Origin of the sequence: Streptomyces sp. NPDC001068, assembly GCF_042897315.1 — a bacterium.
Classification (GTDB): Bacteria; Actinomycetota; Actinomycetes; order Streptomycetales; family Streptomycetaceae; genus Streptomyces.
The window spans coordinates 52060-68322 of record NZ_JBIAYD010000002.1 but is presented as its reverse complement, the minus strand read 5'-3'; the positions used below and the strand labels follow the sequence as shown (position 1 = coordinate 68322).

14 protein-coding genes are annotated in these 16263 nt (G+C 69.4%); 8 read left to right on the top strand and 6 right to left on the bottom strand.

What is annotated here, in order from left to right; all coding sequences use genetic code 11:
- Positions 1–38 precede the first annotated feature (38 nt).
- Complete coding sequence (locus ACFY3I_RS05670) at positions 39–248, top strand: hypothetical protein (protein WP_390859488.1); 210 nt, start codon at positions 39–41, stop codon at positions 246–248.
- Between the two features lie 179 nt (positions 249–427).
- Complete coding sequence (locus ACFY3I_RS05665) at positions 428–1855, top strand: serine hydrolase domain-containing protein (protein ID WP_390859487.1); 1428 nt, start codon at positions 428–430, stop codon at positions 1853–1855.
- A gap of 50 nt (positions 1856–1905) precedes the next feature.
- Here ACFY3I_RS05665 and ACFY3I_RS05660 read toward each other — a convergent pair whose 3' ends face one another.
- Together ACFY3I_RS05660 and ACFY3I_RS05655 are read right to left on the bottom strand one after the other, a co-directional pair.
- Complete coding sequence (locus ACFY3I_RS05660) at positions 1906–3363, bottom strand: glycoside hydrolase family 76 protein (RefSeq protein ID WP_390859486.1); 1458 nt, start codon at positions 3361–3363, stop codon at positions 1906–1908.
- Between the two features lie 201 nt (positions 3364–3564).
- The gene (locus tag ACFY3I_RS05655; RefSeq protein WP_390859485.1) at positions 3565–4362 is read right to left on the bottom strand and encodes a GntR family transcriptional regulator; all 798 of its coding nucleotides are present in this window, start codon (positions 4360–4362) and stop codon (positions 3565–3567) included.
- A 267-nt stretch (positions 4363–4629) separates the two neighbouring features.
- Between ACFY3I_RS05655 and ACFY3I_RS05650 the strand changes: the two genes are divergently transcribed.
- The 5 genes from ACFY3I_RS05650 (at position 4630) to ACFY3I_RS05630 (ending at position 10835) form a co-directional block, all read left to right on the top strand.
- Complete coding sequence (locus tag ACFY3I_RS05650; protein WP_390859484.1) at positions 4630–5889, top strand: extracellular solute-binding protein; 1260 nt, start codon at positions 4630–4632, stop codon at positions 5887–5889.
- Positions 5890–5957: 68 nt separating this feature from the next.
- Positions 5958–6947: a carbohydrate ABC transporter permease gene (locus ACFY3I_RS05645; RefSeq protein ID WP_390859483.1), complete on the top strand. Its 990-nt coding sequence runs from the start codon at positions 5958–5960 to the stop codon at positions 6945–6947.
- Entirely contained in the window at positions 6944–7783 is an 840-nt protein-coding gene (locus ACFY3I_RS05640) for a carbohydrate ABC transporter permease (protein WP_390859482.1), read from the top strand. Before ACFY3I_RS05645 ends, ACFY3I_RS05640 begins: the two co-directional genes overlap by 4 nt.
- Before the next feature lie 42 nt (positions 7784–7825).
- Positions 7826–9355 carry a beta-N-acetylhexosaminidase gene (locus tag ACFY3I_RS05635; RefSeq protein WP_390859481.1) on the top strand — a complete coding sequence of 510 codons (1530 nt, stop codon included), beginning with the start codon at positions 7826–7828 and terminating at the stop codon, positions 9353–9355.
- 49 nt (positions 9356–9404) lie between these two features.
- On the top strand, positions 9405–10835 hold the full coding sequence (locus ACFY3I_RS05630) for a cellulose binding domain-containing protein (protein ID WP_390859480.1): 1431 nt from the start codon (positions 9405–9407) through the stop codon (positions 10833–10835).
- Between the two features lie 147 nt (positions 10836–10982).
- Here ACFY3I_RS05630 and ACFY3I_RS05625 read toward each other — a convergent pair whose 3' ends face one another.
- The 3 genes from ACFY3I_RS05625 to ACFY3I_RS05615 all read right to left on the bottom strand — a co-directional run bounded on the left by ACFY3I_RS05625 (position 10983) and on the right by ACFY3I_RS05615 (position 14907).
- Positions 10983–11501, bottom strand: coding sequence for a DUF3592 domain-containing protein (locus tag ACFY3I_RS05625; RefSeq protein WP_390859479.1), 519 nt, complete (start codon positions 11499–11501; stop codon positions 10983–10985).
- 142 nt (positions 11502–11643) lie between these two features.
- A complete protein-coding gene (locus ACFY3I_RS05620) occupies positions 11644–13758 on the bottom strand; it encodes a GAF domain-containing SpoIIE family protein phosphatase (protein WP_390859478.1) in 2115 nt (704 codons plus the stop codon).
- A gap of 246 nt (positions 13759–14004) precedes the next feature.
- Entirely contained in the window at positions 14005–14907 is a 903-nt protein-coding gene (locus tag ACFY3I_RS05615) for an LLM class F420-dependent oxidoreductase (protein WP_390859477.1), read from the bottom strand.
- Between the two features lie 330 nt (positions 14908–15237).
- Here ACFY3I_RS05615 and ACFY3I_RS05610 point away from each other — a divergent pair, with 330 nt between their 5' ends.
- The gene (locus ACFY3I_RS05610) at positions 15238–15669 is read left to right on the top strand and encodes a winged helix-turn-helix transcriptional regulator (RefSeq protein ID WP_390859476.1); all 432 of its coding nucleotides are present in this window, start codon (positions 15238–15240) and stop codon (positions 15667–15669) included.
- Positions 15670–15816: 147 nt separating this feature from the next.
- Here the strand turns inward: ACFY3I_RS05610 and ACFY3I_RS05605 are convergent, their stop codons facing one another.
- Positions 15817–16263, bottom strand: coding sequence for a nitroreductase family deazaflavin-dependent oxidoreductase (locus ACFY3I_RS05605; protein WP_390859475.1), 447 nt, complete (start codon positions 16261–16263; stop codon positions 15817–15819).

Below are 16263 nucleotides of genomic sequence, written 5' to 3'. Positions count from 1 at the left end.
CCGTAAAAGCATCGGTTCTCTGAGCGAAGGAGCTCGCGATGTCGTTCACGACGATCACTGCCTGGACAGAGTCAATCTGGACGGTGCTTCCCCAGATCACGATGCTATTGAAGTTCGTGACCGCGGCTGCCAGCTTCTACGTGTCCTGCCCACCGGTGCACCGGCGGTTGCGGCAGCGATCGCGCACGACCGGTGAGGCCACCGACGTAGGTGAGGACACGCAGCAGCGGGGCCCGGAGGGGAGCTGACCAACCTCGGAGGCGCAGACTTCGTCACCAATCTGAATTATGTGGGCTTGGACCTTCCTGCCCGAGGGTTTTCAGACAACTGACGGATCCAACCTCACGCGCGCTGTCGAGGAACTGCTACGTGACCAGCTTGACCTTATTGGCTTGGGGTCGAAACGGCATTCGGATAAGGTGCCCGGATGGCTTCTCAGGGCTTGTTGCTGCCGCGTCTGACACCGGCCGCCTCGGGAATATCGTCCCGGTCGATCGCCGCGCTGCTGGATCGGCTCGAAGCACGATCCGTCGAGTGTCACTCCCTCATGGTCGTACACCACGGTCACGTCGTGGCCGAAGGCTGGTGGGCGCCGTACTCGGCCGAACGCCCGCACCTCCTCTACTCGCTGACCAAGTCCTTCACCTCGGTCGCCGTGGGGCTCGCGATCGCCGACGGGCTGCTCTCACTGGACGATCGGGTGGTGCGCGTATTGCCTGATCACGTCCCGACCGGCATCTCGGAACACGGAAGCCGCATCACCGTTCACCACCTGCTGTCCATGACAGTGGGGTACCCGACGGACAGCCTCGCCGAGGCCTGGGAGCTGGAACCCGACGACCTGGTGAAGGGTTTCCTGGGCCTGTCATTCGCCGAGGCCGAGGGAACACGGCATACCTACGACAACTCGACCACCTTCATCCTGGCCCGGATGGTGGAGCGGGTGACGGGCCGCGGTCTCGCGGAATTCCTCGACGAGCGCCTCTTCAATCCGATGGGCGTCGACCACGCGGAATGGGACCGGGTGAAGAGCGGTGCCGTCTTCGGATTCCACGGACTCCATCTCACGACCGAGGCTGTCGCCGCCTTCGGTGAGCTGCTCCTGCGCGGAGGGGTGTGGGGCGCCCGGCAGCTCGTCCCGCGTGAATGGGTGGAGCTCGCGACCCGACGGCAGATCAACTGCGCGCCGGACGAGGAGGGAGGGAACAACGCCGACTTCTCCTGTGGCTACGGCTACCAGTTCTGGATGTCGCGTCACGGGTACCACGGCCACGGCTCCTTCGGACAGCAGTGTGTGGTGGTCCCGTCGCACGACCTCGTGGTCGCCGTGACCGCCCAAGGAGAATCGCAGGAGGTTTTCGACGCCCTGTGGGAGTGCCTGCTGCCCGCCGTGAACCATGCGGGAAACGCCCGGGACGACGAGATCCTCGCCCATCGGCTGCGGCGACTGTCATTGTCGCCGGTGCCGGGTTCGGCAGGCCCGGCGCATTCGGTCGGCGCGACACTCGACGCCTCCGCTGAGGGCTCGGCCCTGCCCGACGGAACGGGGGTCATCGTCGATCCCGCCGACGGCGGATGGACCGTACGGTTCGAGTCGCATCTGGACGTAGAGGTCGGCCATGGCCACTGGCGGGAGAGCTCCCCACTTGGCCGCCCCGTCGCTGCGGCCGGCGCGTGGCAGGGCCACACGTTCGTCGCCGATCTCTATGTCGTCACCACCCCGCACCGGGTTCGGTTGGTCGCCGACGCCGAGACGGGGACCGCGTCGGCGACTTGGAGCACCGTACCCCTGACCGGCCCCAGCCTGGAGTTGCACGTGCGGTCGCCGCTGATGACACGGCCCGATGTCGCGTAGACGTGGCTTGGTGCGTATTGATCGTGCCGCGGGCGTTCATTCCCAGACGGTCAGTTGGAAGCCGCGTTCATGAGGTCGAGGGCGCTGTGCTGCCGGGCGGCGTCGGTGGAGTCCAGGGGGCCGTACCAGTGGAGGCCGTACTGGTCGAGGGCGTTGCGGTCGCCGCCGTAGGCGAGGTTGGCCTGGCGTTGCAGGTAGGCCGTGTAGGGGTGGTCGGTCAGCGCGGCGTTGAGCTGCGCCAGGCCCCGGACGTCGGCACCCTTGAAGGAGGGGCCGTCGGCTCCGCAACCGCTTCCCTCGCAGGGGTCCTTGAGGATGCCGTCGGCCGTGTTGAGCAGGGACGAGGTGGTGTTGGCGTCGGCGATGCGCCGGGCGGTGTCCAGCAGGCCGCTGTCACCGGTGGCGGTGCGGAGTTCGGTGAGGGCCGCGACGAGGACGCCCTGGTTGTAGGACCACACTGTGGTGTCGCCGGTCTTGCAGGTGGACAGCGACAGACCGTCGGAGACGGTGTTGGCGGCGGTGACGAGTCCGGTGCCCTTCAGCCACGACCAACCCGCCCGGGCCCGTCCCAGGTAGGCGGTGTCACCCGGAAGCCGGTTGTGCAGGGCCGCGTTGAGCTGGATGTAGAGGGAGTTCGGGATGGCGTTCTTCGTCGACTTCGCGGTGCTCCAGTACACCCCGCCTCCGCAGACCGAGTCCCAGTACGACGCCATGTGGTCCGCGTCCGCCCGGGCGGTGTCGAGATAGCGGCTGTCCCCGGTGAGGTCGTAGGCCGCCACCCAGGCCAGGCCCCACCAGCCCGTGTCGTCGATGTAGGCGTTCCTGAACCGACCGCCCTGGGCGTTGACGTTGAGGTCGTACGTCCGTCCGACGGCGTACTGGTAACTCGTGATGCCGGTCGTGCGGATGTTGCCGATCAGGGAGGTCAGCGCGTTGGCCGAGTTCCACCAGCCGGTCGTCGCGAACAGCCCGGTGCCGTAGTCGTAGAACTCCATGAGGGCGGTGGCCGCGGCGCCCCGCCGGTCCGCGGCGTTCCAGGTGGTACGAGCCCAGGGTGTGCACGCGATGTCGGTGCGGTCGCCCGCCTTGCCGCAGGCCCGCAGGGCACCCACCCCGTGGTTGTTCCAGTCGTCGGCGTTGTACATGAGGGTGCGCCATCCCCGCTGACCCGACGGAACGGTGGTGTCGCCCAGCCGGCTGCCCGAACTCCAGGTGCGGCCGCCGTCGAAGGACCGGTCGAGCCAGACTTCGTCGGTCGGGCTTCCGTTGTCGATGGAGGCCCAGCCCATGTCGTCGGCGTCGTCGAGGTGCAGCGTGATGGAGCGCGAGAAGAGGGTGGTGGTCACGGGCGTCCGGTCGCCGGGGGAGAGCGCCGGGTCCCTGCCGTCGCAGTACTTGTCGCACACGGTGCCGGCGGCCTGGGCCACGCCGGGCCCGAGGACTACTGCTGACATCGTTGTCAGTGCGCTGAGGGCCAGCGCGGTGACGACGTTGCGGATACTGTGCATGTGGGCTCCTGTGGGGGACGGCGCGCCATGCTGTGCACGCGGGCGGGAGCGTGCGGGGGGTGCTGTCGTGGTCGGTGCCGACAGCTCCGCCCGTAGCATCGGAGTACCGCATGCCCCTGTCAACAGTCTCCGGCCGGCGTTCTCGAACGGCCCCCGCGACACGGGACGACGGCGGGGCGTTCCGTCAGCCGGGGCGGGCGGCTACCACGGTGCGGCCGTGTCGGGTGCCATGCCCGGTGCGAGGCCTCCCGCGTGAGCCCTGCCGGGAGCGGCGGGTGAGTCCAGGGAGAGACGGGAGACGATGCGGTAGCGGTCACCCCGGTAGATGGAGTGGACGTATTCGACGGGCCGGCCGGCGGAGTCCGAGGTCAGGCGCTCGAACAGCAGCGCGGGGGAGAGGTGGGGAACCTCCAGCAGCTTCGACTCGGCCGGGCTGACGACGGTGGGCTCTATCGTCTGTACGGCCTTGCTCACCTGGACCTGATGCCGCTCCCGCAGGTGCTCGTACAGGTCGCCGGCCTCCAGCTCGCCCGCGGTGAGGGCGGGCGCCGTCGCCGCCGGAATGTGCAGATGCTCGATCGCCATGGGGGCGCCGTCCACGAGGCGCAGTCGCGCGGCGTAGATGATGTCGGCCGCGGGCGACACGTGCAGTCTGCGGCCCACACGGGCGCCGGCGGCGTGGGTGGTGAACTCCAGCAGGCGGCTCGACCAGGTGCCGGACGCCTGGGGGAGGGCCATGCCCGCCGAGTCGGCGACGAGTTCCTGGGTGATCTTCTCCGGTGCCACGAACATGCCGCGGCCGTGTCTGCGGACGAGCACCCCCGCCGCGACGAGTTCGTCGACCGCGGCGCGCAGGGTCGGCCGGGAGACCTGCAGGCTGTCGCACAGGGACCGTTCGGAGGGGATGGCGTCCCCGGGATGCAGTGACTCGGTGAGCTGAAGGATGTGGTCCCGTACCCGTTCACGCTTGAGGACCGCTCCTGAACCGTCCGCCTTCATGTAGACCGCTCCTGCCCCGCCGTCCGAGAAATTCACCGGCACCAGTCGGTGCGGTCTTTACCACTGACTGCCACTGGTCAGGTGCAGTGTAGTCGCTCATCGGCCCGGTTGGTGAAGATCCTTGACTGGTGATGTGTCAAAAGTGCCTTGGGCGTGGGGGGTTGACGCCTCAATTGGTCTATGCCACCTTCATCCACCACTGACAGGTCACCTGTCCAGTTGTCCAACTGGTCAGGTCTCTTGGTGTCATCCCTTCAGAGGTGAACTGTGAAGCTCCGCATGCTTGCAGGTGTGACCGCACTGGTGATCGCCGCAGGACTCAGTGCCTGTGGCGGCAACTCCGGATCGTCCGGGGACGGCACGACCACGATCGACGTCTGGCTCATGCGCGACAGCGTCTCCGCCCGGTTCCAGAAGGAGTTCGTCGCCGGATTCGAGGCCGCGCACCCGCGGATCAAGGCGAAGGTCCAGATCCAGGAGTGGGACGGAATCGGCGAGAAGGTCACCGCGGCACTCGCCAGCAACGACGCACCCGACGTCATCGAGACGGGCAACACCCAGGTCGCGCAGTTCGCCCAGAGCGGCGGTCTGCTCGACCTCAGCGACAAGGTCGGCGAACTGGGCGGCGGCACCTGGCTCAAGGGGCTTGCCGAGCCGGGCGCGTACGAGGGCAAGCAGTACGGCATTCCGTACTACGCCGCCAACCGCGTCGTGATCTACCGGACCGACCTGTTCAAGAAGGCCGGCATCGACCCGGCGGCCGTGAAGACCCGGGACCAGTGGATCGCGGCCACCAAGAAGCTCAACACCGGGCACAACCAGGGCATCTACCTGCCGGGCCAGATGTGGTACGCCCTGGCGGGGTTCATCTGGGACGAGGGCGGCGACCTCGCCGCACAGACCGGCGGCTCCTGGAAGGGCACCCTCGACACCCCGCAGGCGCTGAGCGGAATGGACTTCTACAAGCGGCTCCAGGCACTCGGCAAGGGCCCCAAGGACTCCGACGAGGCGCAACCGCCGCAGGCCGAGGTCATGGCCAAGGGCCAGGTGGCACAGATCATCTCCACTCCCGGCGGAGCCAACGTGATCACCGAGAACAACCCCGAACTCAAGGGCAAGCTCGGCTTCTTCCCGATTCCGGGGAAGACCGCCGACCATCCCGGGTCCGTGTTCATCGGCGGTTCCGACCTCGTCATCCCCGCCGCATCCGGCAAACAGGACGCGGCCTTCACCTTCGTCAAGGACCTCACCGGAGACACCTGGCAGCGCAAGCTCGCCGCCGCCATGAGCTACGTGCCGAACAAGACCAACCTCGCCGACGCGGTCGCCTCCGACCCCGGCGCCTCCGCGATGGCCGCGGGCGCCGCCGTCGGCCGGGCGACGCCCAACACCCCCGGCTGGGCCGCGGTCGAGGCGAAGAACCCCATCAAGGACTACATGACCGCGGTACTCACGGGCGCCGACGAACAGGGCGAGGCCGCCAAGGCCTCCGCCGCGATCACCGACGCCATGAAGGGCAGTTCCTGAGCCGCGACGGCCTGCGCCGCGTACCCGCGGCGCGGGCCCCCGCCCGCACACCGACAGGAGAGGAAGCCGTGTCGATCGTCCACGAACGGAGCGCGGCGCCGGCCGGGAACCGGCCGCGCGGGCCCGCGCCGTCCCTCGCCCGGCAACCAGGCGGCGACGAGGGCCACGACCGCGGCGGACTCTGGCCCTACCTGCTGATCGCGCCCACGGTCCTGGGCATGCTGTACCTGCTCGCCTACCCCCTGGCCCGAGCCGTACTGATGTCGCTCCAGGACTTCCAGCTGCGTCAGCTCATCTCCGGTCACGCCCGGTTCGTCGGACTGCGCAACTACGACACGCTGCTGACCGACGCGCGGTTCTGGCAGGTGGTCCGCCGCACCTTCGTGTTCATGGCGGTCAACGTCGTCCTCATCATGGTGCTCGCCACCCTCGTCGCCCTGCTCATCGAACGGCTCGGCCGCGGGTGGCGGCTGGCCCTGCTCAGCTCGCTCGTGCTGGCCTGGGCCATGCCGGTCATCGCCGCCACCACGGTCTTCCAGTGGCTGTTCCACTCCGAGTTCGGCATCGTGAACTGGTCCCTGAAGCAACTCGGCTTCACCTCGTTCGACCGCTACCCGTGGTTCGCGCACGGCCCGGCCGCCTTCACGATCCTGGTCCTGCTGATCGTCTGGCAGTCGGTGCCGTTCGCGGCCATCACCGTGTACTCGGCCCTGACCACCGTTCCCACGGAACTGTACGAGTCCGCTCGCCTCGACGGAGCCTCGGCCGGCCGTATCTTCCGGGCCGTCACCTTCCCCATGATCCGCCCGATCTTCATGCTGGTGTTCTCGCTCGAGGTCATCTGGACCTTCAAGGCGTTCGTGCAGATCTGGGTGATGACGAACGGGGGACCGGGGGACGCCACCACCATCCTGCCCGTCTACGCGGTCCAGACCGCCCTGTCCAGTCAGCGCTACGACCTGGGCTCCGCCGCCTCCATGGTCACCGTCCTGCTGATGGCGGCCGTACTCGTCCTCTACTTCCGCCAGATGTTCCGCCAGGAGGGCGAGGCCCTGTGAGCACGCGACGCCCCCGCCTTCGACGGCTTCCGCTGCACGCGGCGGCCACGGCGACGATCGCCGTCTGCCTCTTCCCCGTCTACTGGATGGTCACCACCGCGTTCAAGCCGAACCGGGACATCCAGTCCGACACCCCGCAACTCTGGCCGCACACCTGGACCCTGGAGCACTTCCGGACCGCGGTCGGAGCCCAGGGATTCGCCCTCTTCTGGCGCAACAGCCTGCTCGTGACCGCGAGCGCCGTCGTGCTCGCCCTGATCGTGGCGCTCGGGGCGTCGTTCGCGGTGGCCCGCATGCGCTGGCGCGGCAGGCGCCAGTTCATGCTGATGGTCTTCATCGCCCAGATGGCACCCTGGGAGGCGCTGATCATCCCGGTCTACATCATCTCCCGCGACACCGGCATGCTCGACCGGCTCCCGACCCTGACCCTGGTCTACTTCATGATGACCCTGCCGTTCACCATCGTCGTGCTCCGCGGGTTCATCGCCGCCATCCCCAGGGAGTTGGAGGAAGCGGCCCAGGTCGACGGCTGCACCCGCCGCCGCGCCTTCCGCCACATCACCTTTCCGCTGCTCGCCCCCGGGCTGATGGCCACCTCCCTGTTCGGATACGTCACCGCCTGGAACGAGTTCGCCTACGCCAACTTCCTGATCATCAAGCAACAGGACAGCCGGACCCTGCCGGTGTGGCTGTCCTCCTTCCAGAACGTCTTCGGCACGGACTGGGGCGCCACCATGGCCGCCTCCACCCTCTTCGCGCTCCCCGCACTCGCCGTGTTCCTGCTCCTGCAGCGCCATGTGACCTCCGGCTTCGCCGCCGGCGCCGTCAAGGGCTGAGCCTCCTCGCCCATTCCCGCACGCGACCCACGGAGATGAGCCGTGCCCACATCCCCGCCGCACACCGCGCTCGTGCCCCGACCCTCCAACGCCCGTTTCACCCACGGTCACTTCACCTTCGGGCCAGACACCAGGCTGCGCGTCAGCGCCGGCGCGGAACCCGCGGCCGACCTGCTGCGCGACCTCCTGTCCCCGGCCACCGGCCTGACCCTCGGCCACGCCGTCGACGCGGCCGTCGTGTTCCATCTCGACTCCGCGCTGACCGGCCTGGGCGGCGAGGGATACGGGCTGACGATCGGGCCGAACTCCGTCCTGCTGCGCGCCCGGGAGCTCACCGGGCTGCTGCGCGGAGTGCAGACCGTCCGTCAACTCCTGCCGTCCGAAGCCCTGATGGCAACCCCCCAGCGTGGCGTGCCGTGGACCCTGCCCTGCGCCGAGATCACGGACCTCCCCAGCCGGCCCTGGCGCGGAGCCATGCTCGACGTGGCCCGCCACTTCCAGCCCATGCCGTATCTGCTGCGTTACGTCGACCTGCTCGCCCTGCACAAGATCAACATCTTCCATCTGCACCTGACCGACGACCAGGGCTGGCGCATGCCCGTGGCGGCCTACCCCAAGCTCACCGAGATCGGCGGCCACCGCGCCCAGTCCATGGTCGGCGCGAGCGGCGACCGCTACGACGGCACCGCCCACGGCGGCGCCTACACCAGGACCGAACTCGCCCGACTGGTCGACCACGCGCGCGCACGCGGCATCACGGTCGTGCCCGAGATCGAGATGCCCGGCCACGCGCGGGCCGCCCTGGCCGCCTATCCGCACCTGGGAAACCACCCCGACCAGGTCCTCGACGTGTGGACCAGATGGGGTGTGTGCGACACCGTCCTCGGACTCCACGACGAGGTGCTCGACTTCTGCCGCACGGTGCTGGACGAGGTCATGGACGTCTTCCCCTCGCCCTACATCCACCTGGGCGGCGACGAGTGCCCCCTCGCCGAATGGGAGCGGAGCCCGGTGGCCCACGACCGGCTGCGCGCCACCGGACTGGACGGCGCCGCGGCGCTGCACGGATGGTTCCTCGGCCAGGTCGGCGCCTTCGTGACCGCCAACGGGCGCCGGCCCGTCGGCTGGACCGAGACCGGTACCGAACTGCCCCGCGACTTCACCGCCATGGTCTGGCGCGATCCCGTGCACGCCGTCGCCGCCGCGACCCGTGGCCACGACGTGGTCAACGCCTACCACCGGGCCACCTACTTCGACTACCCGCAGAGCGACGCGGCCGACGAGCCCGCCGGGCAGCCGGGAGCGGTCGTCGCACTCCAGGACGTCCACGGCCACGACCCCGTGCCCGACGGCCTGCCCGCCCGGGCGGCCGCACACATCCTCGGCACCCAGGCGCAGTTGTGGACCGAATACGTCACCACCCCGGACCGCATCGAATACCTCACCTACCCCCGCCTGTGCGCCCTCGCCGACAACGGCTGGAGCGGCCCCACTCCTTGGGCCGACTTCGCCACCCGCCTGCGCGGTCACACGGCGCGCCTGAACGCCCTCCAGGTCACCAGCCATCCCTGAACCGCCCCACAGCACACTCCGACAGCCAGGCCGATCCGAGAGGAACGCCATGAAACCCCACACCCCCAGCCGCAGATGGCGCGCCGCCGCAGCCGCGGTGGTCGCCATGGCCACCGGGACCGCCGGCCTCGCCGCCCTGTCCGGCACGGCCGGCGCCGCCGGCGCACCCCTGAGCGTCCAGTACCGCACCAGCGCCACGGGCGCCACGGCGGACCAGTCCGAACCATGGCTCAAGGTCAGGAACACCGGCACCGCGAGCGTCCAGCTCTCCGGCGTCAAGGTCCGCTACTACTTCAAGTCCGACTCCAGCAGCACGAGTTACCGCTTCGCCTGCTCATGGGCGGTCAAGGGCTGCGCCAACATCACCGGAACCTTCGGCACCCTGGCCAACCCCACCGCCACCGCCGACCGCTACCTCGACATCGCCTTCACCTCCGGAGCGGGCAGCCTCGCACCCGGCGCCGACACCGGAGACATGCAGCTGCGGTTCTACCGCGCCGACTGGCAGACCCTCAACCAGGCCGACGACTACTCCTTCAACGGCGCCCAGACGTCGTACGCGGAGTGGCCGAAGATCACCGCGCAGCTGTCCGGCAGCACCGTGTGGGGCACGCCCCCGGCAGGGGACGACCCGACCGGCCCGACGGACCCGCCCACCGATCCTCCGGGCGGCGGTCAGAGCCTGTTCGACGACTTCAACTACACCACGTCCAGCGACCCGAGGATCTCGGCGAACGGCTGGAACGTCCGCTCCAACTCCGGCGGACCCGGCGTACCGGGCGCGGCCTGGGCCCCGGAGAACGTCACCTTCTCCAGCACGGCCGGCAACTCCGTGATGAACCTGCGGACGTCGACCTCCGGCACCGCGGAGACCACCAAGCAGACCGAAGTGGCCACCAAGGCCATGAAGTTCAAGAACGGCACCTACGCCGCACGCGTGAAGTTCTCCGACGCCCCGGTGTCCGGTCCGGACGGCGACCACCTCGTCCAGACGTTCTTCACCATCAACGACCTGACCGCCCCGATGGCCGACGACTACGCGGAGTACGACTTCGAGTACCTCCCCAACGGCGGCTGGGGCGAGCCGTCGAACATCCTGTACACGACCTCCTGGGAGACGTACAACCCGGACCCCTGGCAGGCGGTCAACCAGCACACCGAGGCACGGCAGAGCTACGCGGGCTGGCACGACCTGCTGCTCACCATCGACAACAGCAGCATCAAGTACTACATCGACGGGCAGCTCTTCGGCACTCACGACGCCGCCTACCTGCCCGAGCGGCCCATGTCGATCAACATCAACCAGTGGCTGATCGACCTCGCAGGCCAGACCGCGACCACACCCCGCGCGTACGACGAACAGGTCGACTACGTCCTGCACGTCAAGGACCAGGTGCTGACCCCGGCCCAGGTCTCCGCCAAGGTCAGCGCCTACCGTACGGCCGGAACGACCTTCGAGGACGCGGTTCCCGGCAGCTAGTCCGACACGTCCGCCGTGCCCGTTCCCACCCGAACGGGCACGGCGGACGCGGACGCGGGACGACCGACGCGCCACACCTCGCCCGGTGACGGTGATGACAGGGTGACCGCGCGAATCAGTCGACCCGCACGGCGGCGCGGGCGAACGTCACGTTGGCGACGAGGAAGCTCTGTGGTGGAGCGCCCGGCTCTGATCCCCCGTGACCTCCTTCGTCATCCAGATGCCGTAGGTGATGGCCGCGACGAAGCCGCACAGGAACAGTCCCCCGCCCGGGAACATGAGCTTCGTCCAGCCGAGTTGGCCGGGGAACAGGGCATGTCCCGGTCGCGCCGTGTCGTAGAGGACGGTGACCCGATCGCCCGGCGACAGCCCGTCCGGGGCCAGGAAGACATCGTCGATCGTCGCCCGGACGTCGTGGACGCCGGTGGTGCGGACGCTGATGAAGGAGGGGCTCTGGCGCATCTCGGGTTTGACGTACCTGGCGTCGACCACTACCGCGGGAACCTTCTCGGCGTCGGCGAAGTGCACCCGCGCAAGTACGTTGTCGAAGCCGATGAGGAATCCGGCGGTCATGAAGACCAACCCGACGAGCAGGCACAGCGTGTAGCCGAGCGCCCTGCGGACGCGCTCGCCGCCCTGAGGCCTGTAGACACGTCCGCGCCCCACGGCGACGGGCGTGTCGCTCCGTCGAGCACCTCGCCGCATGTCTCCCCCGCAGTCGACAGTAATCCCATTGTCCTGCCTGTAGGGCGAGTTGACCCCGAGAGCTCGAAAGGGACGGGCCTTTGGGGGGGGCGGTGGACGCGGATCAGCTCGCGACGCGGACCAGCAGCATGGCGATGTCGTCGGTACGCGAATGGTGGGAGCAGTCGCCCAGAAGGGATTCGACGAGGACTTCGACGTCGTTCCCCGAGGCCTTCGTGAAGCGGTTCGTGAGGTCGGCGATGGCGTCCGCGATGTCGATGCCGGGCGCCTCCACGAGGCCGTCGGTGTAGAGGGCCAGCGTGGTGCCCGCGGCGAGCGGAATGTCCACGAGCGGGTATTCGGCGTTCGCGACGACACCCAGCAGCGGTCCCGGCGGGACCATGAGGGCCTGGGCGCGGCCCTCGTGGTGCAGGAGCGGCGGAGGGTGTCCGGCGGTGGCGAGCTGGGCGCGGTGCCGGGCGAGGTCGAGCTGCACGCAGAGACAGCTCGCGAAGAGGCCGGGGTTGAAGTCGCACATGACCTGGTTGGTGCGGGCCAGGAGGTCGTCCGGGCTCATGCCGGCGATGGCGTGGGTGTGTACGGCGGTGCGCAACTGGCCCATGAGGGCGGCGGCTTGGACGTTGTGGCCCTGCACGTCTCCGATGACCGCCGTGGCGGTGCCGGGACCGTTGCGGATCAGGTCGTAGAAGTCGCCCCCGATGTCCATCCCGCGGGCCGCGGGCAGGTACCGGGCGGCGACCTGGAGACCGGGAACGGTGGGCAGTCGTTGCGGCAGCAGGCCGTTCTGCAGCGTGCGGGCGAGGTCGTCCTTGGCCTCGTGGAGGCAGGCTCTGTCCAGGGCCTGGGCCACCAGCCCGGCCATGGAGACCATGAGGTTGCGCTCCGCCGGAGGGAACTGCCGAACGCGGTCGAAGGACAGGACGAGGATTCCCACCGGCCGGCCCCGGATGATCAGCGGCAGGAACGCCCAAGCGTTCCTGGTGCCGTGTTGGACGGCACTCGGATAAGCCCGCTTGAACTCGGTGAAGCTGCTGAAGAACAGCGGAGTGTGCGCGGTGAGCGCCATCGCGGGCGGGTTCGCGGACGACAGGAGGTGGCCGTCGAACAGCGAGAGGAAGTCGGTGGTGTAGCCGCGCTGGCCGACGACATGCAGCCGTCCTTCGCGGGCCGCCATCAGGATCAGACCCGCCGCCCCGAACGCGGGCAGCAGCCGATTGGCGATGGTCTCGGCCACGTCCTTCACCCGTACCGTCTCCGTGAGCCCGGCGGCCAGGTGCATCAGCTGATGGAAGAGTCTGGACTCCGCCTGTGCCGTCGGAGAGGGGACGTGACGCGCCCGGCCGGCCGGTGAGGTCGGGGACGGAACGGTCATGTGGACGCTGACCCCCGAGGCGCCGGGGTGGAGCTCGACGGACAGGGGTTCGGCCCCGGCGCGGCCGGCGGTGAAGTGCACCGGTCGGTGACCGATCAGCGTCGCGCGGAAGCCGTCCTCGAAGGGGGTGTTCCCGAGCCACCGCACGCGTTCCCAGGGGCGTGTCCCCAGCAGGTCGGCGGCTCGGATGTCGAGCAGTCCGGCTGCCGCGTCGCTGACGAAGGTGGTTCTGCCCTCCAGGTCCAGGGACATCGCCCCCGGCAGGCGGTCCGCGTACTCGTACGCCGCCAGGGCTCTGGTCGGATCGGGAGGGGTGGACCGGTCCGCGTCCAGGACCAGCGGATGCTCTCCGGGGAGCACCGGATCTCCGCTCAGTTCCGCCTGCTCCAGCACCTGTCCCGCACGGTCGCAGTACGCGTGGATCGCCGCCGTCTGCCGTGCGCTCAGGTGCCTGGGATGCGAAGGGGGCCAGAGCAGGCACACCGCCCCGTACACGGTCTCACCGGCCATGATCGGTGCGGCCGTGACCGCGTGCTCGGGAACCATGAGCGCGAGCCGCGGATAGTGCAGGGCGAGTTTCTCGGAGTCTCCGACCCACACCAGACGTCTCTCACGGGTGGCCTCGGCCACCGGGATCGACTCCTCCACATGGATCCGTGTCCAGGGAGACAGGACCGTCCAGGACGTTCCGTACAGCATCGACAGTTTGAGGACCGGCTCATCGGGTGCCAGGAGGAACAGCATGGCGCTGGTGGCGGCGGTTTCCTTCGACAGCCGGCGGAAGCGGGCGGCCAGCTCTGTCGAGGCCTCTTCGTGGCCCGAGGCGGCAGCCGTCACGACCTTCACCGACTTTCCTGGAGGCGGGCCGCGCGGTCAGTGGCCGTGCGACCGGGTGGCTCCGGCGTGTGTGACGGGCATGGGCAGGTTCACTCCGGCCCGGTCCGGCTCGCGGTTCACGCCCGGCCCGCCGAACGATGAGTGAGGTATATGAGGACGTTAGCCATTTTATCCATTGAAGGTCGCGAAACATTTGTTTCGCGCCGTTTGTCGCCCGCGCATGGGCCTCCGGAGGGGGCTCGCCCGGATGCGCTGCTACGCGCCCCGCGCACCCGGGCCGACGATGTGCGCGAGCCGGCGCCAGTGGGCGCGTGGCGGGGTGTCCCCGCCTTCTCCGGTGATGACCTGCAGGGCCAGGTGATCGGCGCCCGCCGCGTGGTAGGCGTCCAGGCGGGTGCGGATCGCCTCGTCCGTGCCCCAGACGGTGAGCGCGTCGACCAGGCGGTCGCTGCCGCCGCCGGTGAGGTCCTCGCCGGTGAAGCCCAGACGCTCCAGATTGGCGGCGTAGTTGGGCAGCTTGAGGTAGTAGTCGAGGAAACCGCGTGCCACCTCACGTGCCCGGTCGGGGCGGCTCTCCAGCACCACGGTGACCTCGGGAGCGAGCAGCGGGCCCTCGCCCAGCACGCCCCGTGCCTGTTCGACGTACTCGGGGGTGACCAGGTACGGGTGGGCGCCCGCGGCCCGGTCCCTGGCGAGCCGCAGCATCCTCGGGCCGAGCGCCGCCAGGACACGGCGCTCGACCGGCACGGGCGTGCCGGCGGCGTCGAGGGCGTCGAGATACTCCACCATCGTGGAGTAGGGCCGCCGGTAGTTCTGGGCCAGTTGCGCGTGGCTGGCCCCCAGACCGAGGAGGAACCGGCCGGGGTGGGCACGGTCCAGCTCCGACCACTGACCGGCCACCGCCGCGGCGGCCTCGTACCAGATGTTGAGGATGCCGGTGGCCAGGACGACACGCTCGGTGGCCCCGGCCAGTCGAGCCGCGTGCCGCACGCTGCTGTTGCCGCCGAGCCAGATGGCGCCGAAGCCGAGTTCCTCCAGTTCGGCGGCGGCCGCCGGCAACTCCTCCTGCCGTGAGGGGTCTTCGGAGCGCAACTCGTGGCTGAAGATCCCGTGGCGACCCGTGGCCTGCCGGGGTGTGGTGGGGGCTGGGGTGTTCATCGTGTGCTCCTTGCCGGGAGGGCCGCGCCTTGCGGAGCCGCGCTCCGGTCTGTGGTCCTCGGACCCCGAACACCTGGTAGGTGGTCGCGCTCCGGGTACCCCCTCGGCGGGAGGCCGCGCCTGCCGCGCCGTCGACGCGGGAACGGCCGTGTGCATTCCCCACACCGTTACCGCACGGCGGCTCGTCCCGGAGGCTTCGACCCGGGCGGCGGGAGACCTGTCCACCGGTCGGCCGTCACCACCACGCTCATGAACCCGAGGTCTCCTGAGTAAACCTGGACTCCAGGGGAGGTCAAGGTGGCCTTTGGTTTCCTGGTATAGAATGAGGTCATGACACAGAAGGACGAGTCGGTGGTCATCGACCCGAATCGGCCGATGGACATCCTGGACGCGGCCTGCCCCAGTCGCGACGTGTTCGTGAACCTGGCGGACAAATGGGCGCTGCTGATGCTGGCGAGCCTGCGCGAGCTCGGTGCCCAGCGGTATTCGGGTCTGCAGCGTTCCCTCGGCGGGATCAGCCGCAAGATGCTGTCCCAGACCCTGCGCACGCTGGAACGCGACGGCCTGGTGCTCCGCAGCGTCGACCCCCAGGCGAGTCCGCCTCTGGTGATGTACGGGCTGACCGAACTCGGCACCGAGATCGCCGAGGAGACGAGGGCCCTGTGCGCCTGGACCGAGAAGCGTGCCGCCCAGGTCCACGCCGCACGCGTCACCTACGACGAGCGTCACAGCACCGACCAGGTGGTACCGGCCGACTCGTGAGCCCGCGCCGGGACGGCTCCCGGTGTGCGGGTCGGGTCCCTTGGCGCCAGGTCGCCGCAGGCGGGGTCGAGCCAGGGCTCGCCCCGGCGGACGTACGCGGGGTGGACGGTCGGTCCTCCCCGCTCGGTGAAACCCGGGGCGTCGAGGTCAGCCCCCGTCCGCGACGGGCTCCAGAACGAAGAGCGGGATGTCACGCGCTGTTCCGGCCCGGTACTCGACGAACGGCGGGTACGCGGCGTCGGCACGCGCCCACCACTCGGCCTTCTCCTCGCCGTGCAGCTCGCGGGCGATCATGTCGCGTCTGACCGCGCCGTCCCGCACCTCGACGAGGGGGTGTGAGACGACGTTGCGGTACCAGGACGGATGGGTGTCCGCACCTCCGTTGGAGGCGGCCACCGCGTACGAGCCGTCGTGCTCCACCCGCATCAGGGGCATCTTGCGGATCTTGCCGGACTTCACGCCCTTGGTGGTCAGGATGATGACCGGCAGGTCCAGGAAGGTCCCGCCCTCCGCGCCGTCGGTGGCTTCGTACTGCGCGACCTGTTCGCGCACCCACTCGGTGGCACTCGGCTCGTAGACACCGTTCAGAGGCAT